Below are 22952 nucleotides of genomic sequence, written 5' to 3'. Positions count from 1 at the left end.
TGCACCGACGCCAACGGCACCAGCACTGCACAGCCGGGCGGGGAAACTGGTGGCCGACGGACCCCCGCTGTGCTGCCCCCCTGGACTCCCGCCCCGGCACCTGCGGCTGCGTGGCCGCTGGCTTTCGCCATCAACGCCGGGCTGATCACCGCCGCCCAGCGGCTGCCACTGCTCACCAAGGCGGGCTGGGTACATGCCGGCATTCTCGGAACGCTGCTCTGGGGCTGCCTCGGCTGGCGCGGCTGGCTGGCGGTGGTGCTCTACCTGGCCCTGGGCTCGGCCGTGACCCGGCTCGGGATCAGGCGCAAGCAGGAGCAGGGGCTGGCGGAGGCCCGTGGCGGCCGGCGCGGCCCCGAGAACGTCTGGGGGTCGGCGGCCACAGGTGCCGTTCTGGCCCTACTCACCACCTTGCCCGGAGCGCCGATTCCCTGGTTGCTGATCGGGTTTGCCGCCAGCTTCGCCGCCAAGCTGGCCGACACCTGTGGCAGCGAGATCGGCAAGCGCTGGGGGCGCACCACCGTGCTGATCACCACCCTGCGGCCTGTCCCCCCGGGCAGTGAAGGGGCCATCAGCCTGGAGGGGTCCCTGGCCAGCCTCGGCGGCAGCGCCCTGATGGCTCTGGTGCTGCTCTTCCTCGGACTGCTGCCGGGCAGCGCCGCGGCCCTGCTGGTGACGGCGGTGGGGCTGGTGGCCACGTTGATCGAGAGTCTGATCGGCGCCAGCCTGCAGGGGCGCCTGGCCTGGCTCAGCAATGAACTGGTGAACGGCCTGCAGACCCTGATCGCCGCCCTGCTGGCACTGGGGCTGGCCCCGTTGCTGGGGCTCTGAGTGCAGCCGCGGCGGCTCCCGCACGCGCCGGCCAGACCGGCGGCGCCTGGCGGACCTGCACCAGCTCCAGGATTTCCTCGCGCAACAGCAGCACAAGGGCCTCGAAGCGCCGCTGGGTGGCCCGGGCCGGCAGGCCCTGAGCCTCCCCCAGGCGCCTCCAGGAGGATCCGTGGAGCACCCGCTCCAGCAACAGCTGACGCAGGGAGGGATCGAGACGACCCAGACGGTGACTCATCCAGCGCTGCGTCTCGGCTTCACAGCAGAGGGAGTCCCCCTCGTGGTCGGCGCGGCAGGGATCCGGCCGCTCGCGGGCCGGGAGCCGATCCAGCAGCGTGCCGCCCCGCTCATCCCCATCGGCAGTGGGAGCGTCGAGGCTGCGCAGCCGCAGAGCCTGGTGCAGCTCCACCGCCTCACGCCAGCGCTGCGGCGAGCAGCCCAGGGCCGTCGCAAGCTCCTCCTCCCCCAGCGCAGGCAGCTGGCGATGCTGACGCTGCTGCTCCAGGGCCTGGCCACGCCGGTGCAGCTCGCGCAGCTGGCGGGAGCAGCGCAGAGGCTGCTCGTGATCGCGCAGGTGGTGCTGCATCGCCCCGCGGACGTAGGGCACCGCGAAGCTGCTCAGAGCAGTGGGGCGCGATGGATCAAAGGCCTCGATCGCACGGATCAGCCCAAGGCAGCCCAGTTGCACCAGATCCTCGAGTGGCAGGCGGGTGCTCGCGCTCACGCGTCCAGCCACCTGGCGCACCAGGGGCAGGTTCAACTCCACCAGCCGGTTGCGCAGCCGGTGGTCAGCACTGCTGTGAAAGCGCTGAAGCAGGTCGGCATTGCGGCTGTGGAGGTCCTGGTCCTGGTGAGGCTGGGGGCGTGGATCTGGCATGGCGGGGACAGCGGTGGGTCCGTGGTTCCACCCTCTGCCGAGCTGCCCTGGCCGCGCTTCACCCCAACCGGGGAACAGTCCTCCCCCAGATGGGTGATTGGGCCGGCCGTTTCAGTGGGCCGGCGTGCGGGCCAGGCGCGACTCCAGACCCGCCCAGGCCAGCAGGGCAGGCCACTGGCGCACCTGCTCATACACCCGGCCATGGCCGTCGGGATTGAGATGCAGGCCATCGGCGCTCAGCAGCCGACTCCAGTGGGGATCATCCAGCAGAGGCTCCAGCAGCGGCAGGAAGGGCACATCGGCCTCCAGGCAGGCCTCCTCAAGCAGGCACTCGTACTGGCGCACCGTGGCCAGCTGATACCAGAGGCAACCGGCGAAGGGCATCGCCGCCTCATCCACCGGCGTCAGCCCCAGCACCAGCACCGGAGCCAGCCGCACCGCCTCCCGCAACAGCTGCTGCAAGCCGAAGAGGAAAGCCTCCGGCGCCAGTTGGTGGCGCCCATCGGGACGACCGACCCGGGCCGTGTCGTTCAGACCGACGCTGATCACAATGCCCTGGGGGGCCTGACGGCGCAGCTCACCCCGGCAGCCCACCTCCCCATGCAGGCGGGTCGCCAGCCGCTCCAGTCCATCGCCGCGAACCCCGAGGTTGTAGAGCACGGGCCCTTCGGGCAGACCCATCCAGTGGCGCCGCAGCCGCTCGCACCAGCCGCCGCCATCGGGATCCCCCCAGCCGTAGACACCGCTGTCCCCCAGCACGATCAGCTTGCGTGGTGTCGGGGTCTCGGCCATGGGCTTGGGCGTCAGGCCGCCAGCAGGCGCCGGCGGAGGCGGTCGCTGAGATCTTCCCCCACCAGGGTGAGCACCACGTAGACCGCCACCAGGGCGATCAACTGATCGATCGCGAAGGAACTGAGGGCCTCCAGCAGCAGGCTGCCCAGCCCCGCCGCCCCCACCAGACCCACCACCACCGTTTCGCGCAGGATCACATCGGCGCGGTAAGCGCCATAGGCCAGGTAAGAGCGGGCCAGGACGCTGAAGCGGCCGTAGAGCAGGGCGAGCCGCGGGCCGGTGCCGGCGGCCCCCAGGGCCTCCTCCGCCAGAACCGAAGCCGACTCCTCCGCCTCCAGAAGCAGGCGGCCGAGGATGCCCAGGTTGTGGAAGGCCAGGGCCAGTGCAGCCGTGAGCACTCCCGGTTGCAGCACAAACAGCAGCAGCAGGGCCGTTAGGGGGGGTGGCCAGAGCCGCCCCAGGGCCCAGATGGCCTGCATCAGCACCCGTCCCCAGGGCCAGGGGGCCATCATCAGCAGCAGCAGCGGTGCGCTGCCCACCGCCAGGGCGGCCGCCAGCAGGGTGAGCCCCAGGGTGGAGCCGATCAGCGAGGGCCAGGGCAAGGCCGCCACCGCCGGCCAGTCGGCTGACCAGGGGGGCAGGGGCTGGAGCTGTCCCAGCTGCAGAGGGTTGACCCCCAGCGCCATGGCCACCACCACCAGCACCGGCAGCAGCAGAAGCAGGCCGAGGGCCACCTCCCGACCACCACGCCCGACCGAGCGGTGCGTCAGGCCGAAGCGGGCCGGCATCGCCCAACGCCGCCGCAGGCCCCGCAGCAGGGCCTCCAGCGCCAGCATCACCAGCAACAGCAACCACAGACCGCTCCAGAGCTCGTGGAACTGCAGCGACTGGAGGGTGAGGCGCAGATCGGTGCCCAGCCCACCGAGGCCGAACACCCCCAACAGGGTGGCGCTGCGCAGGGAGCATTCCAGACGGTAGCCGCCATAGCTGAGCACTCCAGGCTGCAGGGCCGGCCCCAGGGCGGTGAGCAAGGCCGGCCCTGCGGGTGCTCCCGCCAGGCGCAGGGCCTCCAGACCCTTGGTGGGCAGGGCATCGAGCAGATCACTCACCACCCGCGCCACCAGGGCGGCGTAGGGGATGGTGATCGCCAGCACCGCCACCACCGGCTGGAGACCGAGCAGCTGCAACAGCAGCAGACCCCAGAGCAGCTCATGCACCGCCCGGGGCACCGCCAGCAGCCGGCGCATCCATGCCGCCGGCAGGGCGCTGCCGGTGGCTGTCCGCCAGACCGTGCGGGAGCTGAGCACCCCGCCCAGCAGCCCCAGCGCGAGGCTCAAGGCCCAGCCGAGCAAGGCGATGCCCACGGTGACCCCCAGGCCGGAGAGGGCGGAACCCAGCACCTGTGGGTCCAGGGACGGGCTGAAGGCCGCCCGGGCGAACTGGCCGATCAGGTCCCAGCCACCGCCGTGGAAGACAGCGGGGAGCATCAGCAGCACCGGCAGCCAGACCAGGGCGGGCAGCAGGGGGAGCAGGGGAGGCGCCAGGCGCAGCTGCCGCCAGGACCGGGCGGGGATGGCCGTCATGCCTCGGACCGGTAGAGCGCCGCCAGCTGGGAGCCGGTCAGCTCCGACGGGGAAGCATCCAGCACCACCCGGCCCTGGCGCAGGGCCACCACCCGATCGAAGCCATCGAGCAGATCGGGGCGGTGGAGGCTGAGCAACAGGGCCCTCCGTCCCCGGGCCTGCTCCAGCAACAAGCCCAGCAGCTCCCGCGCCAGCCGTGGATCAAGGTGGGCCAGGGGTTCGTCGGCCAGCAACAGCAGAGGATCCTGCCGCAGCAGCCTGGCCAGGGCCAGGCGCTGGCGCTGGCCGCCCGAGAGGGCGGTCACGGGCTGCCCCAGCAGGAGGGCGCTGAGATCGACCCTCTCGAGAACCGCTGCATTGGCGGCGGTGTCGAGGGGCAGCACCAGGTTGAGAAGGGCCCGCGGCCAGCCCCAGCGGGCCAGCCGCGCGGCGTTCAGGTTCTGCTGCACCGTCAGCTCCTCGATCAGGCGCAGGTCCTGCCAGAGGGTGCCGATCAACGCCTGCTGCCGCCTGCGCCGGCGCCTTGAGCGCGCTGGGGCCACGCCATTCCAGAGCACTTCGCCGGCTTCGGGACTGAGCAGGCCATTGGCCACGGCCAGCAGGGTGCTCTTGCCCGCGCCGCTGGGGCCCACCAGGGCCACACGCTCACCAGGCCTGAGCTGCAACGACACCTCCATGAGCCGGGGGGCCATGCGGCCCGGCACCTGGATGGCGCGCAGCTCCAGAGGAGGACGGTCGGGGGAGCTGGTCACGGCAGGGGGATCGATCCGGTGAGGACGGGACACGATCAGCCCGTGGCGTCCCCGGGATCAGGGAGCAGGGTCTGGAGAGCATTCTCCAGACCCACACGCTGGGCGGGATCGCCCACCAGGCGGAGATCACCGCTGCGGGGCCACCAGTTCAGCCGGATGTTGGTCTCCTCGTCGTCGAGAACGTACATCTCGAACGCCCCTTGGTGCACCCAGTGGCCGGGTTGCCCGAGCTGGGCGACGAGGGCCTGAAGCTCCTCCAGACTGCCGTTGAAGCGCATGCCACCGCCGGGACCTGAGCTCAGGCTAGGGGGGCACGAGATCCGTGGCTCAGCGGATCTTGCCGATCTGGCGTCCCACCTTCTCGATGGCTGCGTACTGGCTCACCGGAGCGGGGATGAACTTCTGGGCACCGAACAGCTCCAGGATCCGGGCCTGTTGCGGATTGCTGCGACGCAGCCCCACAAAGGCCTTCTGCAGCTTGCTGGTGAAGCCCTTACCGAACCGTTGATCCAGATTGGGCTGGGCGATCCAGTGGTAATCGGGATAGCCGGGGGTGCGCCAGATCACGGCCACCCTGCGGCGATCGGCCTTACCGGAGCGCAGGTTGCTCTTCCAGACCTGCTCGTTGACCGCACCGGCCTGGTAAGCACCGCTCTGCACCAGAGCGATGGTGGCGTCGTGGCTGCCACTGAAGCCTGGGGCACCCCCGGCGAAATCCCTCAGCTTCACGCCGGCCTGGTTGAGGTAGTGCTGCGGCATCAGCCGCCCCGAAGTGGAACTCTCCGAACCGAAGGTGAACCGCTTGCCCTTCAGTTCCGCCAGGCCCTTGACGTTGCGCAGGGGCTTCAGCCTAGCCGAGGTGTTGGCGATGAACACGCTGTGAAAGGAGGCGTCGATGTCGCGCTGGGCGATCACCCGGGCGCCCGGCTTCTGCAGCCGGGCCTGCACGCCGGTGAGACCACCGAACCAGACCAGATCCAGATCACCGGTGCGGAAGGCGCTCACCGCCGCCGTGTAGTTGGTCACGGGCACGTACTTGACGGGTACCTTCAGCTGTCGGCTGAGCTCAGAGGCCACGAGCCCGTAGAGGCGGTTGAGCTTCTCCGGGTTCTGATCGGGGATGGCGCTGATACGCAGCTGCTTCTGCCGGGCCTGGGCACCGGCGAGCAGGGGCGCAGCCCGCTGCAGCTGCGGCGGAAGCGCCGCCGGCGCCAGAGCCAGGGCCAGACCAGCCAGCAGAGCCAGGCGGAAGCCTGCTCGTGGGCGGCGACGGAAGTTCAGAGGGGTCATGGAGGATCAGAGGGTGGAGAGGAAGCGGCCGAACCTGTTCAGACCATCGCGAATGGTGGTGGACGAGGCGGCGCAGGAGAGGCGCACACAGCGGTCATCACCGAAGGCGACCCCCGGCACCAGGGCCAGGCCCACGTCGTTGAGCAGCCGGTTGCAGAACGTCATCGAATCGAGCCCGTGGGCGCTCACATCCGGGAAGGCGTAGAAGGCGCCTTCCGGCGGCCGCAAGGTGAGTCCCGGCAGGGAGGCGAGGCCTTCGTGGAGCAGGGCCCGCCGCTCAGTGAACTGCCGGGCCATCGCCGCGACGCAGTCGCGCGGGCCGCTCACCGCCGCCAGGGCGCCGAACTGGGCGAAGGAGCAGACGTTGCTGGTGCTCTGGCTCTGCAGAGCGATCGCGGCGCGGACCACGGCGGCGGGTCCAGCCAGATATCCCAGCCTCCAGCCGGTCATGGCCCAGCCCTTGGCGAAGCCATTGACGATGAACACCCGATCGCTCAGATCGGGTGCCACCGAGGCGAAGCTGTGGTGCCTGTGGCCGGGGGCGAGCAGGAACTCGTAGATCTCGTCACAGACGACAGCCACCTGGGGATGACGACGCAGCACGGCGGCGATCGCCTCCAGCTCCAGGCGACTGAAGACCATGCCGGTGGGGTTGGACGGACTGTTGAGCACCAGCAGGCGACTGGCCGGGGTGATCGCCGCCTCCAGTTGCTCCGGATCAAGCCGGAACCCGTGCTCGGCGTCGCTGGGCAGCAGCCGCACGGTGGCCCCGGCCAGCTGCACCATCTCCGGGTAACTCAGCCAGTAAGGGGCGGGGAGAAGGACCTCATCCCCGGGGCCCAGCAGCACCTGGAAGAGGTTGAACAGGGCCTGCTTGCCGCCATTGGTGACCAGCACCTGCTCGGCCTGGGTGGGGACCCCGTTTTCCTCACTGAGCTTGCGGGCGATCGCCTCCCGCAGGGCCGGCTCTCCCGCGGCCGGTCCATAGCGGGTGGCTCCGCCCTCGAGGGCCTCGCTGGCGGCCTGGCGGATGAAGGCCGGGGTATCGAAATCGGGCTCGCCGGCACTGAGACTGCAGACATCCTGCCCCTCGGCGCGCAACTGCCTGGCGCGGGCAGCAATGGCCAGGGTGAGCGAAGGCTGCAGGGCTTCGGCCCGGGCCGAGAGCTTCAACGGGCGGGGCATCGGCGGGGGCGCGGCCGAAGGCCGCAGGGCGAAGTGGCCGCAGGGCAAAGTGGCCGCAACAGGCCACGGCGCTCCGAAGGAGAAGCGCCAGGAAGATCAAGCATCCTGCCTGACGCCCATCCTGGGAAAGGTTCGAGCGGGCACCGTCGGGCCTGACAACTGGACAGCTACCCCCAGCTGCAGCGAGCGTGGGTGCTGATCCGCAGGCAAGGGCGTGGAGGGCGATTCAGGGGCAGCGCTGCAACAATTCGCGCGTGATTGCGCCAACTGCCGTCGCTGCCCCCTGGCCGAGGGCCGGCAGCAGGTGGTGGTGAGCCGGGGGAATCCCCGTGCCGCCCTGATGGTGATCGGAGAGGGACCGGGCGCCCAGGAAGACGCCACGGGCTCCCCATTCGTGGGCAGGGCGGGCCAGCTGCTCGACCGGATGCTGGCCAGCGTGGGCCTCGAGAGCAACCGCGACGCCTACATCTGCAATGTGGTGAAGTGCCGGCCACCCGACAACCGCAAACCCACCCCCCAGGAGATGGCCGCCTGCATGCCCTGGCTGCTGCAGCAGGTGGAACTGGTGCAACCGAAGCTGGTGCTGCTGGCCGGCGCCACCGCCGTGGAAGGGGTGCTGGGCATCAAAGGAGGGATCACCCGCCTGCGGGGCCAGTGGCGTCCCTGGCAGGGGCGGTGGTGTCTGCCGATCTTTCCCCCCTCCTATCTGCTGCGCAATCCCTCACGGGAGCCCGACACTCCCAAGTGGCACACCTGGCAGGACCTCAGGGCGGTCAGAGCGCGTCTTGACCAGCTCGAGACCGCCCCAGCCCATGCTCAGGATTCGTCAGGCGCCCCCTGATCTGTGGCAGTGTTGGCCCACTTCCCGGCCCCATGGCGATGACCGGCACCCTCGCCCGCCCCGACACCAGCCATCCGGGCCTCCCCGCCGACTGGGCCAGCAACCCCCGCTACGACACCCTGATCCACCGCCGCAAGACCCGCAGCGTGCGGGTGGGTGACGTGTGGGTGGGCAGCGAGCACCCGGTGGTGGTGCAGTCGATGATCAACGAGGACACCCTCGACATCGAGGGCGCCACGGCCGGCATCCGCCGCCTGCATGAGGCGGGCTGCGAGATCGTGCGGCTCACGGTGCCGAGCCTGGGCCATGCCCGGGCCGTGGGGGAGATCCGCAAGCGCCTCGAAGACACCTACCAGCCGGTGCCGCTGGTGGCCGATGTGCACCACAACGGCATGAAGATCGCCCTGGAGGTGGCCCAGCACGTCGACAAGGTGCGCATCAATCCGGGCCTCTATGTGTTCGACAAGCCCGATCCCAACCGCACCGAGTTCACCCCCGAGGAGGTCGCGGCGATCGGGCAGCGGATCCAGGCCACGCTCGAGCCGCTGGTGAGCCTGCTCAAGGATCAGGACAAGGCCCTGCGCATCGGCGTGAACCACGGCTCGCTGGCCGAGAGGATGCTGTTCACCTACGGCGACACGCCCCTGGGCATGGTGGAGAGCGCCATGGAGTTCATCCACATCTGCGATCGCCTCGACTTCCACAACATCGTGGTGTCGATGAAGGCGTCGCGGGCGCCGGTGATGCTGGCCGCCTACCGGATGATGGCCGACCGCATGGACGCCGCGGGGTTCCACTACCCCCTTCACCTGGGCGTCACCGAGGCGGGCGACGGCGACTACGGACGGATCAAGAGCACCGCCGGCATTGCCACCTTGCTGGCCGAGGGCCTGGGCGACACGATCCGGGTGTCGCTCACCGAGGCGCCGGAGAAGGAGATCCCTGTCTGCTATTCGATTCTGCAGGCCCTGGGCCTGAGGAAAACGATGGTGGAGTACGTGGCCTGCCCCAGTTGCGGCCGCACCCTGTTCAATCTGGAGGAGGTGCTGCATGTGGTGCGCAACGCCACGGCCCACCTCACCGGCCTGGACATCGCCGTGATGGGCTGCATCGTCAACGGCCCCGGCGAGATGGCCGACGCCGACTACGGCTACGTGGGCAAGACCCCCGGCACCATCTCCCTCTACCGCGGCCGCGACGAGATCCGCCGGGTGCCGGAGGCCGAGGGGGTGGAGGCTCTGATCAACCTGATCAAGGAGGACGGACGCTGGGTCGATCCCTGAGATCCGGCGCTCAGCTGCTGGCGGTCACATCCGGACTTGACTGTGACCGGCCCCGATGCCTCGCCCTTGCCGAGGACCCAGGCTAGCTTGATAAGACAGTCAAGCTCCAGGAACGCAGCCAATGGGCAGGGGACGCACCGGCATCGCCATTCTCGCCGGACTCGGTGCCTGCACCACAGCCGTGATCGTCGGCACCGACTGGCTGGGCTCCCCGAGCGCCGCCTCCCTGATCACCGACAGTCCCAAGGAGGTGATGGATCAGGCCTGGCAGATCGTCTTCCGCGACTACCTCGACACCACCGGCAAATACACCCCGGAGCAATGGCGCAAGCTCCGTCGCGACCTGCTGGCCAAGAGCTACGGCAGCACCAAGGAAAGTTACGAGGCGATCCGGGGAATGCTGGGCACCCTCGACGATCCCTACACCCGCTTCATGGATCCGCGGGAGTTCAAGGAGATGCAGATCGACACCTCCGGAGAACTCTCCGGGGTGGGTATCCAGCTGAGCCTCGACAAGGACACCAAGGAACTGGTGGTGGTGTCGCCGATCGACGGTTCACCGGCCTCGGCAGCGGGGGTGCAGCCCAAGGACGTGATCGTCTCGATCGACGGCAAGAGCACCAAGGGCATGACCACCGCCGATGCGGTCAAGCTGATCCGCGGCCAGGCCGGCACCAAGGTGACTCTGGAGTTGCGTCGCCGCAAACAGGTGGTCACTGTGCCGCTCACCAGGGCCCGGATCGAGCTTCATGCGGTGGAGCAAAAGATCAACAGCGGCCCCAACGGCGTCAAGGTGGGCTACATCCGCCTCAAGCAGTTCAACGCCAACGCCGCCAAGGACATGCGCGCCGCCCTGCGCGAGCTGGAGCAGAAGGGGGTGCAGGGCTATGTGCTCGACCTGCGCAGCAACCCCGGTGGTCTGTTGATGGCCAGCGTCGAGATCGCCCGGCAGTTGCTGGATGAAGGCATCATCGTCTCCACCAGAACCCGGGACGGCATCCAGGACGTGCGGCGGGCCAATGGTCGAGCCCTGACCAAGTCACCGATCGTGGTGCTGGTGAACGAAGGATCCGCCAGCGCCAGCGAAATCCTCTCCGGCGCCCTGCAGGACAACAAGCGGGCCGTGCTGGTGGGACAGAAAACCTTCGGCAAGGGCCTGGTGCAGTCGGTGCGAGGGCTCTCCGATGGATCCGGCATGACCGTCACCATCGCCAAATACCTCACCCCCAGCGGCCGCGACATCCACAAGCACGGCATCTCCCCGGATGTATCGGTGAAGCTCAGCGAAGAGGAAGCTGCCAAGCTCAAGCTCGAAGATCTGGGAACCACCAAGGATGTTCAGTACCGCGCCGCTGAATCCACCCTGGTGAAAAAATTGCGGGCCGCCAGCGCTTCAACGACCACATTCAATCCAACCAGCGCCAACCTGCCGGCCGCGCTGGGAACTCCTGCCGTCGCCACTCCATAGCTCTGCGGACCGGCCGAAACCGATTCAGGACACGGGCTGCATCAGACCGCCGCCGGGGCTGGAGTCGTCGTCGTCGTTTTCCTTGTCGTTCTGGAACAGAGCGAACAGACCGAGGGCCAGCACGCTGATCAGAGCCGAGACAAGGGCATAGCCGCTCTGGAGCTCTGCCGTCAGACCGCTGGTACCACCCACCAATTCACCCATGTTTACGTTTCAGGTCGTAACACTGTAACGAACTTTTGCGGAGATGAGACAAAAGACAATCTGAAGCCTGCCCGCACCCTGACACGGGGGCCTCACACCGCCAGCACCGCGGCGTTCCTCGCCGCCGCCTGCTCCTGCCGCTGGGCATCGGTGAGGCCATCCGTCCCGGGGATCTGCTCGGCCATTGCGGCCAGCCACTCCTTGAGGGTGTCCAGCTGGCGCTCGGCCGCCAGCACGTTCAGGCCGCGGGCCAGCACCTTGGCTGTGCTGCCGCCGCCGCCCTGATACACCAGCCGGCCGTGAAGATGCTGGGGCAGACCCTGGCGCAGCAGGCGGAACGCCGGTTCCTCCATCGGTGTTTCCAGCACGATGTTGGGCTTCTCCAGGCGGATGCGCGAGAAGCCGCAACGCCGAGCCAGCAGCTTCAGCTCCATCAGCTGCAGCAGACTGGCCACCGGTGATGGGAGGGCCCCGTAGCGATCCACCCAGTCGGCGGCCAGCTGCACCAGCTCCTCTCGGGCCCGGCAGTCGGCGGCAGCGCGGTAGGCGGCCATCTTCTCGTCGCTCTCGGGGATCCAGTCCGCGGGAATGAAGGCGGTGATCGGCAGATCGATCTGGGCTTCCTCCACCACCGGGATGTCCTGGCCCTGAATCTCGGCCAGCGATTCCTGCAGCATCTCCATGTAGAGATCGAATCCGATCACTTCCATCTGGCCGCTCTGCTCCACCCCCAGCAGATTGCCGACGCCGCGGATCTCCATGTCGCGCATGGCCAGCTGGTAGCCGGACCCCAGCTGGGCGAATTCCTGAATCGCCCGCAGCCGCTGCCGTGCCGCTTCACTCAGTGACGCATCACCGGGATAGAACAGCCAGGCATGGGCCTGGATTCCGCTGCGGCCCACCCGGCCTCGCAATTGATAGAGCTGGGCGAGGCCGAACTTGTGGGCGTCCTCCACCAGGATCGTGTTCACCCTGGGGATGTCGAGCCCGCTCTCGATGATCGTGGTGCAGAGCATCACGTCGGCCTCGCCGGCGTTGAAGGCCACCATCGCGCTCTCCAGCTCCCCCTCAGCCATCTGGCCGTGGGCCACCAACAGTTTCAGGCCCGGCAGCATCTCGCGCAGCACTCCAGCCACCTCCTCGATCCCCTCCACCCGCGGCACCACGTAGAACACCTGGCCGCCTCGGTCGAGCTCCTGGCGGATGGCACTGCGCACCGCCTCCTCATCGAGGGCCGCCAGGTGGGTCTTGATCGGCCGGCGCAGGGGAGGCGGGGTGGTGATCAGGCTCATCTCACGCACCCCGGAGAGACTCATGTAGAGCGTGCGCGGAATGGGTGTGGCCGAGAGGGTGAGCACATCCACGTCCTTTCTCAGCGCCTTGATCTTCTCTTTCTGATTCACCCCGAAGCGCTGTTCCTCATCCACCACCAGCAGTCCGAGCTTCTCGAAGTGGGTGCTCTTGCCCAGCAGCTGGTGGGTGCCCACCACCACGTCCACTGTTCCATCCTTGAGGCCATCGAGGATCGTCTTGCGCTCGGCGGCGGTGCGGAAGCGGTTGAGCAGGGCCACCTTGAGCGGGTAGGGAGCGAAGCGCTCGCTGAGGGTGCGCCAGTGCTGCTGCGCCAGCACCGTGGTGGGGGCCAAAAGAGCACATTGCCTGCCGGCCGTCACCGCCTTGAACACCGCGCGGATCGCCACCTCGGTCTTGCCGAAGCCCACATCCCCGCACACCAGCCGGTCCATCGGCTCGGGCTTCTCCATGTCGCGCTTGACCTCGGCGATCGCCTTCAGCTGATCAGGCGTGGGCTCGTAGGGGAAGGATTCCTCCAGCTCCCCCTGCCAGGGGCCATCGGGAGGGAAGGGGAAACCATCGGCCTGCTGACGCTCCGCATAGAGCTTCACCAGGTCCATCGCCACCTTGCGCACCGCCTTGCGGGCGCGCTCCTTGGCCCGGCTCCAGGCCACACCGCCCATGCGGTTCAGCTCCGGCGGGCTGTCGGTGCTGGCGCGGAAGCGCCCGAGGCTGCCCAGCTGGTCGGCTGCCACCCTCAGCAGCCCGTCGGCGTACTGCACCACCAGGTAATCGCGCGACTCAGCGCTGATCGCCAGTTTCTCCAGCCTCAGAAAGCGGCCGATGCCGTGGTTGCGGTGCACCACGAAGTCGCCGGGGCGCATCTTGTTGGGGTCCACCGTGCGGCTGGCCGCCTTGCGGCGCCGGCGCACGTAGCCCGAGGCGGTCAGGCTGTGCTGGCCGAAGAACTCCCGGTCGGTGAGCAGCACCAGCCGCCAGGCCGGCAGCTGCAGCCCCTCCAGCTCGGCGGTGCCGCGCAGCTTCAGGGCCACCGGGGTGGCCTGCTCGATCAGGCGCTCGATCGCCGGAAAATCATGGGGGTTCGGCACGAAGCGAGCCGGGCAGTCGTGCTCCTCCAGCAGCGCCACGGCCCGGCTGGGCTGGGCTGACACCAGCCACACCCGCGCCTTCTCCTGCTGGTAGCCCTTCACCAGGGCTGCCAGGCGACCGAAGGCGTTGGGGTGGGCCGGCACCGGGCGGCTGGCCAGATCGAAGCTGTTGGGGTGCCGGTCGCTCTCGTGCAGCTCCGCCAGATCGAAGCCGGGGAAGCGATCGGCCGCCGCCAGGGCCTCGCCCACCGACCTGTGCAGCGAGGGCGGCAGGGAGTCCCGAGGCAGCGAGGCACTGACCTCGGCGTGGTGGTCGCTGGCGTGGTCGAACCACTGCTGGCCATGGGCCAGGCCCTGGCGCCGCTCATCCACAGCAATCAGGGTGGAGCCGGGCAGGTAGTCGAGCAGGGAGGCCGGCTGCTGCCAGGCCAGGCCCATCAGCCGGCGCATCCCCTCGGGAGTGCCTCCCTCGAGCAGCTGCTCAAGGGCCTCAGCAGCAAGCAGCTCCGCCAGAGCCTCCGGCATCGACTCGCGCAGGGCATCAGCGATCAGCGGGGCATAGCCGGTGGGGGTGAGGCGCACCGCCTCGATCGCGTCGAGGGAGCGCTGGGTGGCGGGATCGAACTCCCGCAGCTTCTCCAGGTCCTCCCCGAAGAACTCCAGCCGTACCGGCAGCTCGGCACTCACCGGGAAGACATCGACGATGTCGCCGCGGCGGCTCCAGCTGCCCTCCTGCTCGATCGTCGGCACCCGCTCGTAGCCCAGACGGGTGAGGGTGTCGGCCAGCTGCTCGAGGTCGACGCTGCTGCCCTTGCGCAGGCTCAGGCAGCGGGCGGCCAGGGCGGCGGGCGGCGGCAGATGGGGCTGCAGGGCTCGCTCGGTGGCCACGATCGCTCCTGACCACGGCCGGCCGCTGCCGTCGATCAGCTCGCTGAGCACCTGCAGCTGGCCCCAGGTGATCTCGCTGGTGGGATCAAAGGGTTCATAAGGGGAGCCCTCGCTGGTGGGGTAGAGCTGAGCTGTAGGCCAGCCCATCAGCTCAAGCAGGGCGGCCCAGCGACCAGCCTCCTCAAGGGTGGGCACGATCACCACCAGGGGCCTGGTGCTGCGACGGGCGAGGGCACTGGCGATCAGCGCCCGGGCTGCCCGGCCGGCTCCACTGAGACGCAACCGCTCGGGGCGCCCGCTGCGCTCCAGCACCTCCCCGGTGAGGGGCACCTGCTCGAGCTGGCGCACCAGGGCGGTGAGGGGCATCGGAGGGCAGGCGGGCTCGGGGATCGATCTTCGCAAGCGGGGGCATCGGCCGCGGCCCGCCGCCAACTTCCCCTCCAGGCGCTATGACCAGAGTCCGGAAGCCGGCTGTTCCGGCCTCCGTCTGCAGCAGATGGCGCCGTCATGAGCAAGACCCGCCGCCCATCGCGCCGATCCCGTCCAGTCCGCCGCCCACGGGGATCAGGGCCCAGATCAACCGTGGCGGGGCGCCTGGCCCCTGTGCTGATGGGTCTGGTGATCAGCACAGGCGGAGGTCTGGCTGCCCTGGCCCTGCTCGCCCCCCTGACCAGACGCACCGACACCCTCCTGGCCCTGCAGGACCTCACGTTCCAGCTGCAGGAGGTGGTGCTCGCCAGCCGTCCGGCGCCGCCGCGGCCCGGCGATCGGGTGCTCAGCCGTGCTGATCTGCCCTGGCTTCAACAGCAACTGAAGACGGCTGACCTGACCTGGCAGCCGCGGGCCGAACCCCTTGGCGATGGACGAATCCGCTACACATACAAGCGTCGTCTAGACGATCCACCCCTGTCCATCGCGCAGATCGAGGACCTGCGACGCAATCCCCCCAGCCACGAGGCCGAGCGTGCGGCCATCGCGGACCTGCTGACCATGCTCGAGCGGGTGGGGGTGCAGGTGGTGATCGGCGCGCCCCGCAAGGACCGGGCTGCCGGGGAATGGGAACCGTCGGCCCGCACCCTGCGCCTCCGCCCCGATGTGATCGAGAAGGGCAGCGTGGAGTTCGCCCGGGTGCTCAACCATGAGGCGATCCACGTGGCCCAGAGCTGCCGGCACGGAGGACTGGGAGCCCGGCCCAGGCTGCTGGGTCTCTCGATGGTGCTGGATCCGATCAGCCAGCGCCACCTGGAGGATCCCGTGTATGCCAGGGCCAGCCCCTCCGAGATCAGCCTGGAGCGGGAGGCCTACGCCAACCAGAACCAGCTCAGCCTGGGGCCTGCTCTGCTGGCGAGGGAGTGCCCTGCTCCTGGCTGGAGGCCGTGGGCTCCTCCAGCCGCTGCGCCAGCAGCTCGTTGAAACGCAGCAGGTCATCGTCGCTGAGCTGCTGGCGGCTGGCCAGGCGGAACTCGCGCTCCAGCAACGACCGACCCTCGGCGGGTCCCCAGCCCAGACGCGCGAGCAGAGCGTCGGAGCGGCGCAGGAGGTCGGAGCGGCGCATGGGCAGGGGGGCGCTGGCCGGATCCATGCCAGGCTCCAGCCGGCGCAGGACCCCGAGGTAGGCCAGCAGATCGGCATAGCGGATCAGACGGCTGCGGCTGGGATGGCCGAAAGCGCGCTGCAGGTAGATCGACTCCTGATCCCGCTCCCAGCTGAGCTGACGCAACAAACGCTCCAGCTCCGCCAGCTCCTCGCTCCAGTCGTCGGGATCAGCCGGAGGTTCGATCTCGGGGCCGGCCACTCCGCCTTCGGAGGCGCTGGGTTCAGAAGACGCGGCAGGCGCTGGAGGTGCCGGTGGGAGCGGAGCTGGCCTGACTTCTGACTGCAATGCAGGAGGTGGTGCAACCTGGGAGGACGTCTCAAGCCGTTGCAGCAACCGCTGCAGAGCCCGGTCCTCGGCGGCTTCGGCCGTGGGTGCTTCCCCCAGGGCGCTGCCCAGGCAACGCCCTCCCTCCCAGGCGCTCACCGCCACCACCCGCTGGCCGGATTCGGCATGGGCCAGTCGTGCCCGAAGCTGCATCGCGGAGGAGCCGGTGGTGGGGACTTTCTAGAGTGGCGCCACCGAACCCGCTGCACGACAATGGAAGCGGAGTCGATCTCCTCCCTCACCCCCCTGCTGGAAGAAGCGGATCAGTGGGGGGAACTGTTGCTGCTGCTGCCGCTGCTGGTGGCGCTCGAGGCGGTGCTCTCCGCCGACAACGCCATCGCCCTGGCCGCCATTTCACGGCGGCTGCACGATCCGGCCCGCCAGCGCCAGGCCCTGAACCTCGGACTTGGCCTTGCCTTGCTCTTCCGCCTGGGGTTGATCCTGCTGGCGCGCTGGGTCCTCAACTTCTGGCCCCTGCAGCTGGCTGCCGCCGCCTACCTGCTCTGGCTGAGCGGCAGCAACCTGCTGCGGCCAGGCGAGGGGGCCGCCGACGACGAGCCGGTGGCGGTGGCGGCCGTGAAAGCCTCCGCCGTCGGCCAGCATCCCTCCGAGGGCCTCGCGGCTCAGCCCGGCACTGGGGGACTGGGGGCCGTGGTGATCACCCTGGCCGTCACCGACCTGGCGTTCTCTCTCGACAGCGTGGCGGCTGCGGTGGCCGTGAGCGATCGGCTCTGGCTGGTGATGACCGGCGGAGTGATCGGGGTGATCGCCCTCCGCCTCACCGCGGAACTGTTCATCCGCTGGCTGGGGCTCTACCCCAACCTGGAGCGGGCGGGTTATCTGGCGGTGGGGCTGGTGGGCCTGCGGCTGCTCCTGCGCCTCGGGCTGCCCCAGCTGGTGCCGCCGGAGTGGACCCTGCTGCTGCTTGTGGCCGGTCTCTTCCTCTGGGGCTTCTCCAGGCGTGTGAGCGGCGATGCCGGTGAGGTGAACCCCTGAAGCCCCTGCGCGTCGAACTCCGCCAGGCCGGCAGCGGCCACTTGCTGGCCCAGCTCGAGCTCGATGAACTGGGCGAGATTCCCCTGCCAGGCCGTTGGTTTCTCCATGGCGGCAACAGCTTCCTTGTGCTGCAGCGCCATCACCGGTATCAGTTGCGCAATGGTCGCTACGAGCTGGCCGGTGTGGCCCTGCAGGTGAAAGCCGAGCGGCAGCCCAGGGAGGCACGCTGGTGGAATGGAGGCTGGGTGATCGGCGACCCCAGTTGCCGCTTCAATGCCCGATCGCCGCTGCTGCGCTGCGCGGTGCTGCCCGACGGACCCTGTGAACGCTGCGCCCACTACAGCGGACGCCACCAGCCCTGAGCTTCCCTCAGACCCTCAACCCAGGGCTTCGCGCAGGGCCACTGCGGCGAACACCAGGAACAGGCCCCCGCTGAGCCGATAGAGCACCCGCTCGGAGAGGAGCTGGCCGATCCACTTGCCCGCCCCCACCGCCAGGCCCGTGACCAGGGCATGGCCCGCCAGGGTGCCGGCCAGCAGGGCCGCGAAGGTGAAACCAGGCGCTGTGGCCAGAAAAATTGTGGCGAACTGGGTGCGGTCGCCCAGTTCGGCCATGAATACCAGCAGGAAGGCTTCACGCACCACCAGCCAGCCGCCGGCCTTGCTCTGGCTCTGGCCAGCTTCGGCGGCGTTGACCAGGTCCTCGGCCTCCTGGGCCTCCTGCTCGGCGGCCTGGGCTCCCATCGACTGAGCATCGATCAGCAGCTTCAGGCCGAACCCGCCGAAGAGCAGAGCCGCCAGCCAGGGCACCAGCTCGGGCGGCAGCAGACTGCGCAGGCCCAGGCCGAGGGCCAGGGAAATCACCGTGACGGCCGCCAGGGCCGTGAAGGCCCCGAGGAACACCCAGCGGCCCCGGTGGCGGGCGGCCAGAAGGAAGGCCACGAAAAAGGTCTTGTCCCCCAGCTCCGCCAGGGTGATGGCCGTGAAGCTGGAGCCGAACGCGGCAATGGCGGGATCGCTGGCCATGAAGGAAACGGTGGCTGAGGCTCAGAACGGCTCAGCCTGGGAGACGAAGCCAACCCCTCCGTAGTACTCCAGGATCGGCCTCAGGCCCTGACGGAGGGTCTCGAGAACGGCGCTCTCGCAGAACACCATCACATGGACATTGGCACCGAAACCGCTGAACTCCATCGACTCGGAGACCGACCCATGGGGCCCTCTCCCCGTCACATGGCGGATCACCGAGTAGCCGGGGGCGCCTGCGGAATCGATCAGGTGAACCACCCGCTCGAGTTCCCGTTCGCTGCAGATCAGATCGAGGCGTTGCATGGGAAGGGCCGGAAATCAGACAGCAGGGATGACCAGCCTCACCATCGCCATGTAAAGCGGAATGCCCACCACGATGTTGAACGGGAAGGTCACCCCCAGGGCGGTGGAGATGTAAAGGCTCGGACTGGCCTGAGGCACAGTCATGCGCATCGCCGCGGGCACCGCGATGTAGGAGGCACTGGCGCTGAGCACCATGAACAGGAGCGCATCCCCCTGGGGCAGACCGAGCAACCTGGACACCACCAGGCCCACCCCTGCATTGAACAGGGGCATCAGCACGGCGAAGCCGATCAGGAAGGCCCCGGCCCGCCGGAGATCACCAACCCGCTGGGCCGCCACGATGCCCATGTCGAGCAGGAAGAAACTGAGGGCTCCGTAGAAGAGCTCACCGGTGAAGGGCTCCATTCTGCCCAGCCCCGAAGGGCTGAAAGCCGCCACGAGCCCACCGATCACCAGGCTGCCCACCAGCAGCAGCACCGAGCTGTTCAGAAAGGCCTCATGCAGCAGCGAACCCCAGCGGATTCCCTCCCGGGGTTGCTCCGCCGGCTCACTCGAGGCCAGCTTCACCAGCAGCAGACCGATGATGATCGCCGGGGATTCCATCAGGGCCAGGGCCGCCACCATGAAGCCGTCGTGGGGCATCCCCGTGAGACCCAGGAAGCTCTCCGCCGTGATGAAAGTGACCGCACTGATCGAGCCGTAGGTGGCGGCGATCGCCGCCGCGTTGAAGGTGTCGAGCTGACGCTGCAGCACCAGGAAGCTGTACAGGGGCACGAGGGCCGACATCAGCATCGCCGCCGCGATCGTGCTGATCACCTGGGGACCGAGGCCGCTGTGGAGCAGCTCCACTCCCCCCTTGAAGCCGATGGCCAGCAGGAGATAGAGAGAGAAAAGCTTCGGCAGCGGCGCCGGGATCTCCAGGTCGGATCCCACCAGCACCGCGATCACCCCGAGGGCGAAGAACAGCACCGGCGGTGAGAGCAGATTCTGCAGAACCAGGCTGGTCTCCATTCCGGCGCCCGGCTGATGATGAACTCCAAGGGCGCAGATTACCCAGGACCATCGACAACTCCAGGCCGGCGACGCGCTTGTTCGCAGAGCGGAAAGCAGCCCGGTCCCAGGGACCCGAACCGCGTGGTGGCTCGTTCCTCAGCCCTTCACCGCATCGCCGCTGGCACTGGGGAGGATGTACCGCTGCAACAGCACGAACAGCACCAGCACCGGCAGGATCGAGACGACGGAACCCGCCGCCACCAGGCGCCAGTCAAGGGAGAAACTGCTGGCCAGTTGCTGCAGACCCAGGGGAAGGGTGTAGAGCCTGGGGTCATCGAGGATCACCAACGGCCAGAGGAAATCACTCCAGGTGCCGATGAACACGAACATCGCCAGGGTGATCAGGTCGGCCCGGGCAGCGGGAATCATCACGTTCCACCACTCGCCCACCGGGGTGCAGCCATCGATGCGGGCCGCCTCCTCCAGTTCCACCGGAACCCCGAGAAAACTCTGGCGCAACAGAAAGATGCCGAAGGCCGTGGCCGCCTGGGGCACGATCAGGGCCCAGAGGGTGTTGCGCAGGCCCAGCTGGACCATCATCAGATACAGCGGAATCATCACCACCTGAAAGGGAATCAGGATGGTGGCCACCACCAGGGCCAGCACCAGGCCGCGGCCGGCGAAGCGCATCCGCGCCAGCGGGTAAGCCGCCAGCGAACAGAACAGCAGGTTGCCCAGCACCGCCAGCAGGCTGACCACTGTGCTGTTGAACAGGTACAGGCCCAGAGGATGATCAGCGAAGAGGCGGCCGTAGGCCTCCAGGCTGGGCTGGGCTGGGATCAGCGCCGGTGGGGTGGCGAAGATGTTCTCGGCGGGGCCCTTCAGGGAGGTGCTCACCAGCCAGAGCAGGGGCACCAGCATCAGCAGGGCCAGCATCAGCAGGGCCCCCAGTTGCAGAACGCTTGCCCAGAGAGGCCGTTGCTGCTTCACAGCCGCGGCAGCTCCGCCACCGGCAGGGACGCTTTCTGGGGATGCAGGGGCTGGCGCTCCATCGCATTCACCAGCCGGTTGAGGGCATTCACGAAGGCCTGCGCCGCAGCCACCACGATGTCGGTGTCGGCGGCATGGCCGGAATAGAGCACCCCCTGGTGGCGCAGGCGGATCGTGACCTCGCCCATGGCGTCGATGCCCTCGGTGACGGACTTGACGCTGAATTCCACGAGCTCATTGGGCACCCGCGCCAGGCTGTTGAGGGCCTGACAGACGGCGTCGACAGGACCGGTGCCGATGGCGGCCTCGGTGAGCTCGGCCCCATCGCTGGTGGTGAGCGTGACGGTGGCCGTGGGCTGCAGATTGGTGCCGGTGCTCACCTGCACCAGCTTCAGGTCGTAGCGGGCTTCGGTCTGCTGGGCCTGATCGCTGACGATCGCCTCGAGATCTCGGTCGGTGATCTCCCGCTTGCGATCGGCCAGCTCCTTGAAACGGGCAAAGGCCTCATCGAGGTCGTCACGCTCAAGGGTGTAGCCGAGGTCCTCCAGCCGCGCCCGGAAAGCACTGCGGCCGCTCAGCTTGCCCAGGGAGATGCGGTTGTCGGCCAGACCGATGGTGCGCGCATCGACGATCTCGTAGGTGAGCCGGTTCTTGAGCACCCCGTCCTGATGGATGCCCGATTCATGGGCGAAGGCATTGGCCCCCACGATCGCCTTGTTGGGCTGCACCGCCATGCCGGTGAGGTTGCTGACCAGGCGTGAGGTCTTGTAGATCTCCTCGGTGCGCACCCCCGTGAGCGGCTCAGAGCTGCCTGCCTGGCGGCCGAGAAAGGGATTGAAGTAGCTGCGGCGTACGTGCAGCGCCATCACCAGCTCCTCGAGGGAGGCGTTGCCGGCCCGTTCACCGATGCCGTTGATCGTGCACTCCAGCTGGCGGGCTCCGTTCTTGACCGCCTCAAGGAAGTTGGCCACCGCCAGACCGAGATCGTTGTGGCCATGCACAGAGATCACAGCCTGGTCGATGTTGGGCACGTGAGCATTGATGCCGGCGATCAGGCCACCGAATTCAGCCGGCGTTGTGTACCCGACAGTGTCGGGGATGTTGATGGTGGTGGCACCGGCGGCAATGGCGGCTTCGATCACCTCGTAGAGGTAGTCGGGATCAGAGCGACCAGCGTCCTCACAGGAAAACTCCACATCTTCGACGAGGGAGCGGGCGTAGGCCACCATCTCTGCGGTGATCGCCACCACCTCAGCGCGACTTTTGCGCAGTTTGTGCTCGAGATGAATGTCGCTGGTGGCGATGAAGGTGTGGATGCGGCGGTTGGCGGCAGGAGCCACCGCTTCCGCGCAGGCTTTGATGTCGCCCTGGGCGGCCCGGGCCAGGCCACAGATCACGGGTCCTTCGGGGGTGCCGACGGCGGCTGCGATGCGCTGCACAGCATTGAAATCCCCGGGGCTGGCGAAGGGGAAGCCCGCCTCAATGATGTCGACCCGCAGGCGGGCGAGCTGGTGGGCGATCGCCAGCTTCTCCTCGAGGTTGAGGCTGGCCCCGGGGGATTGCTCGCCATCCCGCAGGGTGGTGTCGAAGATCAGTACGCGGCCGGGGTCCTTGGCCATGACCGTTGCAAGTCGATGTGACTATGAGTTGACCTGATCCTAGGGGGAGGGAGCGATCACCACCTCACGGGAACCGCCGTCTGGACGCTCCAGCGGACGGCGCACCAGCTCCCTGCTGATCGGCTCAACCCGCACCGAGCTCTCGGATCCCCGCTGGAACACAGGCGCCTGGACCGCTTCGGCCTTCTCCAGCTTCTCCCGTAACCCGGACAGGTCCAGGAAGATGTCGACGGCATTGCGCAGCTCCCGAGGCACCATCCCATCGGTGTTGAGCAGCACGATCCTGATCCCCCGGGCCCGCAGGGTCTCCACCAACCGTTCCAGATCGCGGCTGCCGCTCAGGAGCCAGACCTCATCAAGCCGGTGGGCCACCATCATCAGATCCAGGCAGATCTCCACATCCAGATTCGCCCTGGCGAACTGACGATGCTCCGGATCCGCACCGAATTCCCGCAGCGGTTTGCTACGAACCGTGTAGCCCAGGCTGGTGAGTGCATCGCGGAAGGGCCGCTGATCAGCCGGATCCTTCAGGCCCGTGTACCAGAAGGCCCCATCAAGTTCGACGCCCGGCTCGGAAGCCGCCAGCTCCAGCAGCCTGCGGGGATCGAAGAACCAGCCCAGCTTCTGCTGGGCATAGAACATTCCGTGGCCGTCCACGAACATCCCGCGCCGGATCCTGCCCTGATCCACCTGACTCCCATCCCGCCTCTCTCAC

General features: G+C 68.4%; 23 protein-coding genes. 7 read left to right on the top strand and 16 right to left on the bottom strand.

The annotated features are described in order from the left end of the window. The first annotated feature begins 72 nt into the window (after positions 1-72). Positions 73-828 carry a DUF92 domain-containing protein gene (locus tag FPZ61_RS12815; RefSeq protein ID WP_221630158.1) on the top strand — a complete coding sequence of 252 codons (756 nt, stop codon included), beginning with the start codon at positions 73-75 and terminating at the stop codon, positions 826-828. On the opposite strand, the gene FPZ61_RS12810 is transcribed toward FPZ61_RS12815, so the two are convergent. The 7 genes from FPZ61_RS12810 to FPZ61_RS12780 form a co-directional block, all read right to left on the bottom strand. Continuing rightward, positions 746-1702, bottom strand: coding sequence for a sigma-70 family RNA polymerase sigma factor (locus tag FPZ61_RS12810; RefSeq protein ID WP_185466969.1), 957 nt, complete (start codon positions 1700-1702; stop codon positions 746-748). The two genes, FPZ61_RS12815 and FPZ61_RS12810, sit on opposite strands and share 83 nt — an antisense overlap. 111 nt (positions 1703-1813) lie before the next feature. Then, positions 1814-2494, bottom strand: a complete 681-nt coding sequence (locus tag FPZ61_RS12805) for a GDSL-type esterase/lipase family protein (protein ID WP_185466968.1) — start codon at positions 2492-2494, stop codon at positions 1814-1816. An 11-nt stretch (positions 2495-2505) separates the two neighbouring features. Continuing rightward, entirely contained in the window at positions 2506-4077 is a 1572-nt protein-coding gene (locus FPZ61_RS12800; RefSeq protein WP_185466967.1) for an ABC transporter permease, read from the bottom strand. Continuing rightward, the gene (locus FPZ61_RS12795; RefSeq protein WP_370593456.1) at positions 4074-4829 is read right to left on the bottom strand and encodes an ATP-binding cassette domain-containing protein; all 756 of its coding nucleotides are present in this window, start codon (positions 4827-4829) and stop codon (positions 4074-4076) included. Before FPZ61_RS12795 ends, FPZ61_RS12800 begins: the two co-directional genes overlap by 4 nt. A gap of 35 nt (positions 4830-4864) precedes the next feature. Further along, on the bottom strand, positions 4865-5107 hold the full coding sequence (locus FPZ61_RS12790; protein WP_185466966.1) for a hypothetical protein: 243 nt from the start codon (positions 5105-5107) through the stop codon (positions 4865-4867). A gap of 49 nt (positions 5108-5156) precedes the next feature. Continuing rightward, positions 5157-6119 carry a putative selenate ABC transporter substrate-binding protein gene (locus FPZ61_RS12785; RefSeq protein WP_185466965.1) on the bottom strand — a complete coding sequence of 321 codons (963 nt, stop codon included), beginning with the start codon at positions 6117-6119 and terminating at the stop codon, positions 5157-5159. Between the two features lie 6 nt (positions 6120-6125). Beyond that, positions 6126-7304 carry a pyridoxal phosphate-dependent aminotransferase gene (locus FPZ61_RS12780; RefSeq protein ID WP_185466964.1) on the bottom strand — a complete coding sequence of 393 codons (1179 nt, stop codon included), beginning with the start codon at positions 7302-7304 and terminating at the stop codon, positions 6126-6128. 214 nt (positions 7305-7518) lie between these two features. Between FPZ61_RS12780 and FPZ61_RS12775 the strand changes: the two genes are divergently transcribed. The 3 genes from FPZ61_RS12775 to FPZ61_RS12765 all read left to right on the top strand — a co-directional run bounded on the left by FPZ61_RS12775 (position 7519) and on the right by FPZ61_RS12765 (position 10896). Beyond that, a complete protein-coding gene (locus FPZ61_RS12775; protein ID WP_185474857.1) occupies positions 7519-8145 on the top strand; it encodes a uracil-DNA glycosylase in 627 nt (208 codons plus the stop codon). A gap of 38 nt (positions 8146-8183) precedes the next feature. Then, positions 8184-9428: a (E)-4-hydroxy-3-methylbut-2-enyl-diphosphate synthase gene (gene ispG / locus FPZ61_RS12770; protein WP_185466988.1), complete on the top strand. Its 1245-nt coding sequence runs from the start codon at positions 8184-8186 to the stop codon at positions 9426-9428. A 121-nt stretch (positions 9429-9549) separates the two neighbouring features. Further along, on the top strand, positions 9550-10896 hold the full coding sequence (locus FPZ61_RS12765; RefSeq protein ID WP_185466962.1) for a S41 family peptidase: 1347 nt from the start codon (positions 9550-9552) through the stop codon (positions 10894-10896). A 24-nt stretch (positions 10897-10920) separates the two neighbouring features. On the opposite strand, the gene FPZ61_RS12760 is transcribed toward FPZ61_RS12765, so the two are convergent. Together FPZ61_RS12760 and mfd are read right to left on the bottom strand one after the other, a co-directional pair. Beyond that, positions 10921-11100 carry a hypothetical protein gene (locus tag FPZ61_RS12760; protein ID WP_185466961.1) on the bottom strand — a complete coding sequence of 60 codons (180 nt, stop codon included), beginning with the start codon at positions 11098-11100 and terminating at the stop codon, positions 10921-10923. A 92-nt stretch (positions 11101-11192) separates the two neighbouring features. Next, positions 11193-14756: a transcription-repair coupling factor gene (gene mfd, locus FPZ61_RS12755; RefSeq protein ID WP_185466960.1), complete on the bottom strand. Its 3564-nt coding sequence runs from the start codon at positions 14754-14756 to the stop codon at positions 11193-11195. Positions 14757-14897: 141 nt separating this feature from the next. Between mfd and FPZ61_RS12750 the strand changes: the two genes are divergently transcribed. Next, on the top strand, positions 14898-15803 hold the full coding sequence (locus FPZ61_RS12750) for a hypothetical protein (protein ID WP_255441598.1): 906 nt from the start codon (positions 14898-14900) through the stop codon (positions 15801-15803). Here the strand turns inward: FPZ61_RS12750 and FPZ61_RS12745 are convergent. Then, positions 15712-16464, bottom strand: a complete 753-nt coding sequence (locus FPZ61_RS12745; RefSeq protein ID WP_185466959.1) for a hypothetical protein — start codon at positions 16462-16464, stop codon at positions 15712-15714. The genes FPZ61_RS12750 and FPZ61_RS12745 overlap by 92 nt on opposite strands. A gap of 60 nt (positions 16465-16524) precedes the next feature. On the opposite strand from FPZ61_RS12745, the gene FPZ61_RS12740 reads away from it, so the two are divergent. After that, the gene (locus FPZ61_RS12740) at positions 16525-17307 is read left to right on the top strand and encodes a hypothetical protein (RefSeq protein WP_185466958.1); all 783 of its coding nucleotides are present in this window, start codon (positions 16525-16527) and stop codon (positions 17305-17307) included. Positions 17308-17312: 5 nt separating this feature from the next. Further along, the gene (locus FPZ61_RS12735; RefSeq protein WP_185466986.1) at positions 17313-17669 is read left to right on the top strand and encodes a DUF6464 family protein; all 357 of its coding nucleotides are present in this window, start codon (positions 17313-17315) and stop codon (positions 17667-17669) included. 15 nt (positions 17670-17684) lie between these two features. Here the strand turns inward: FPZ61_RS12735 and FPZ61_RS12730 are convergent, their stop codons facing one another. The 6 genes from FPZ61_RS12730 to FPZ61_RS12705 all read right to left on the bottom strand — a co-directional run bounded on the left by FPZ61_RS12730 (position 17685) and on the right by FPZ61_RS12705 (position 22927). Next, positions 17685-18332 carry a TMEM165/GDT1 family protein gene (locus FPZ61_RS12730; RefSeq protein WP_185466957.1) on the bottom strand — a complete coding sequence of 216 codons (648 nt, stop codon included), beginning with the start codon at positions 18330-18332 and terminating at the stop codon, positions 17685-17687. 21 nt (positions 18333-18353) lie between these two features. Continuing rightward, on the bottom strand, positions 18354-18635 hold the full coding sequence (locus FPZ61_RS12725) for a transcriptional regulator (RefSeq protein ID WP_185466956.1): 282 nt from the start codon (positions 18633-18635) through the stop codon (positions 18354-18356). A 15-nt stretch (positions 18636-18650) separates the two neighbouring features. After that, positions 18651-19646 (bottom strand): sodium-dependent bicarbonate transport family permease, encoded by a 996-nt coding sequence (locus FPZ61_RS12720; protein WP_185466955.1) that lies wholly within the window; start codon positions 19644-19646, stop codon positions 18651-18653. A 138-nt stretch (positions 19647-19784) separates the two neighbouring features. Continuing rightward, complete coding sequence (locus FPZ61_RS12715; RefSeq protein WP_221630156.1) at positions 19785-20564, bottom strand: carbohydrate ABC transporter permease; 780 nt, start codon at positions 20562-20564, stop codon at positions 19785-19787. Positions 20565-20614: 50 nt separating this feature from the next. Further along, on the bottom strand, positions 20615-22237 hold the full coding sequence (locus FPZ61_RS12710) for a 2-isopropylmalate synthase (protein ID WP_185466953.1): 1623 nt from the start codon (positions 22235-22237) through the stop codon (positions 20615-20617). 39 nt (positions 22238-22276) lie between these two features. After that, positions 22277-22927, bottom strand: coding sequence for an NYN domain-containing protein (locus tag FPZ61_RS12705; RefSeq protein WP_370594289.1), 651 nt, complete (start codon positions 22925-22927; stop codon positions 22277-22279). Positions 22928-22952 lie beyond the last annotated feature (25 nt).

This window comes from Synechococcus sp. BSA11S (assembly GCF_014224355.1).
Lineage (GTDB): Bacteria > Cyanobacteriota > Cyanobacteriia > PCC-6307 > Cyanobiaceae > Regnicoccus_A.
This window is presented reverse-complemented; position numbering and strand designations above follow the sequence as displayed.

Excerpts from the sequence above, each read along its gene's own strand:
- FPZ61_RS12810 (WP_185466969.1), bottom strand. The coding sequence starts at position 1,702 with ATGCCAGATCCACGCCCCCAGCCTCACCAGGACCAGGACCTCCACAGC.
- FPZ61_RS12805 (WP_185466968.1), bottom strand. The coding sequence starts at position 2,494 with ATGGCCGAGACCCCGACACCACGCAAGCTGATCGTGCTGGGGGACAGC.
- FPZ61_RS12800 (WP_185466967.1), bottom strand. The coding sequence starts at position 4,077 with ATGACGGCCATCCCCGCCCGGTCCTGGCGGCAGCTGCGCCTGGCGCCT.
- FPZ61_RS12790 (WP_185466966.1), bottom strand. The coding sequence starts at position 5,107 with ATGCGCTTCAACGGCAGTCTGGAGGAGCTTCAGGCCCTCGTCGCCCAG.
- FPZ61_RS12785 (WP_185466965.1), bottom strand. The coding sequence starts at position 6,119 with ATGACCCCTCTGAACTTCCGTCGCCGCCCACGAGCAGGCTTCCGCCTG.
- FPZ61_RS12780 (WP_185466964.1), bottom strand. The coding sequence starts at position 7,304 with ATGCCCCGCCCGTTGAAGCTCTCGGCCCGGGCCGAAGCCCTGCAGCCT.
- ispG (WP_185466988.1), top strand. The coding sequence starts at position 8,184 with ATGACCGGCACCCTCGCCCGCCCCGACACCAGCCATCCGGGCCTCCCC.
- FPZ61_RS12765 (WP_185466962.1), top strand. The coding sequence starts at position 9,550 with ATGGGCAGGGGACGCACCGGCATCGCCATTCTCGCCGGACTCGGTGCC.
- FPZ61_RS12760 (WP_185466961.1), bottom strand. The coding sequence starts at position 11,100 with ATGGGTGAATTGGTGGGTGGTACCAGCGGTCTGACGGCAGAGCTCCAG.
- mfd (WP_185466960.1), bottom strand. The coding sequence starts at position 14,756 with ATGCCCCTCACCGCCCTGGTGCGCCAGCTCGAGCAGGTGCCCCTCACC.
- FPZ61_RS12750 (WP_255441598.1), top strand. The coding sequence starts at position 14,898 with ATGAGCAAGACCCGCCGCCCATCGCGCCGATCCCGTCCAGTCCGCCGC.
- FPZ61_RS12745 (WP_185466959.1), bottom strand. The coding sequence starts at position 16,464 with ATGCAGCTTCGGGCACGACTGGCCCATGCCGAATCCGGCCAGCGGGTG.
- FPZ61_RS12740 (WP_185466958.1), top strand. The coding sequence starts at position 16,525 with ATGGAAGCGGAGTCGATCTCCTCCCTCACCCCCCTGCTGGAAGAAGCG.
- FPZ61_RS12730 (WP_185466957.1), bottom strand. The coding sequence starts at position 18,332 with ATGGCCAGCGATCCCGCCATTGCCGCGTTCGGCTCCAGCTTCACGGCC.
- FPZ61_RS12725 (WP_185466956.1), bottom strand. The coding sequence starts at position 18,635 with ATGCAACGCCTCGATCTGATCTGCAGCGAACGGGAACTCGAGCGGGTG.
- FPZ61_RS12720 (WP_185466955.1), bottom strand. The coding sequence starts at position 19,646 with ATGGAGACCAGCCTGGTTCTGCAGAATCTGCTCTCACCGCCGGTGCTG.
- FPZ61_RS12715 (WP_221630156.1), bottom strand. The coding sequence starts at position 20,564 with ATGCTGGCCCTGCTGATGCTGGTGCCCCTGCTCTGGCTGGTGAGCACC.
- FPZ61_RS12710 (WP_185466953.1), bottom strand. The coding sequence starts at position 22,237 with ATGGCCAAGGACCCCGGCCGCGTACTGATCTTCGACACCACCCTGCGG.